Source organism: Gemmobacter lanyuensis, assembly GCF_014652355.1.
GTDB classification, from domain to species: Bacteria; Pseudomonadota; Alphaproteobacteria; order Rhodobacterales; family Rhodobacteraceae; genus Gemmobacter; species Gemmobacter lanyuensis.
Genome location: NZ_BMYQ01000047.1, coordinates 1 through 652 on the forward strand (window position 1 = coordinate 1; position 652 = coordinate 652).

At 62.1% G+C, this 652-nt stretch carries 1 pseudogene; it reads left to right on the top strand.

Annotation, left to right across the window (positions count from 1 at the left end):
• Positions 1-21: 21 nt before the first annotated feature.
• Positions 22-652 (top strand): annotated as a pseudogene (locus IE101_RS19675) (IS5 family transposase); the annotation flags it as partial.

Sequence of the window (652 nt, forward strand, 5' to 3'; positions counted from 1 at the left end):
CCCGAACTGACGGGGGTGAAGATGAGCAATCTTTTCTGGCTGAACGACGAGCAGATGGAGCGGTTGACGCCGTTCTTTCCTAAGAGCCACGGCAAGCCGCGTGTGGATGATCGGCGCGTGTTGAGCGGGATAATCTTCATCAATCGCAATGGCTTGCGTTGGTGTGACGCCCCGCGTGAGTATGGCCCGCCTAAGACGCTCTACAATCGTTGGAAGCGGTGGGGTGACATGGGGGTCTTCGCCCGGATGATGGAGGGACTTGCCTCCGAGAGCGGCGACCAGAAGACGATCATGATCGACGCGACCTACCTGAAGGCGCACCGCACGGCTTCGAGCCTGCGGGCGAAAAAGGGGGGCCTGACGACCAGCGCGGGCGTCTGATCGGGCGCACGAAGGGTGGTTTGAACACCAAGTTGCATGCCGTCACCGACGCCAAGGGACGGCCCCTGAAGTTCTTTATGACCGCGGGCCAGGTCAGTGACTACACCGGAGCCGCAGCCCTGCTGGGCAGTTTGCCTGCGGCCGAGTGGATGATCGCCGACCGGGGTTATGACGCTGACTGGTTCCGAGAAGCGTTGAAAGACAGAGGGATACGCCCCTGCATCCCTGGTCGGAGGTCGCGCGGCAAAGCTGTCCGCTACGACAAGCGGCG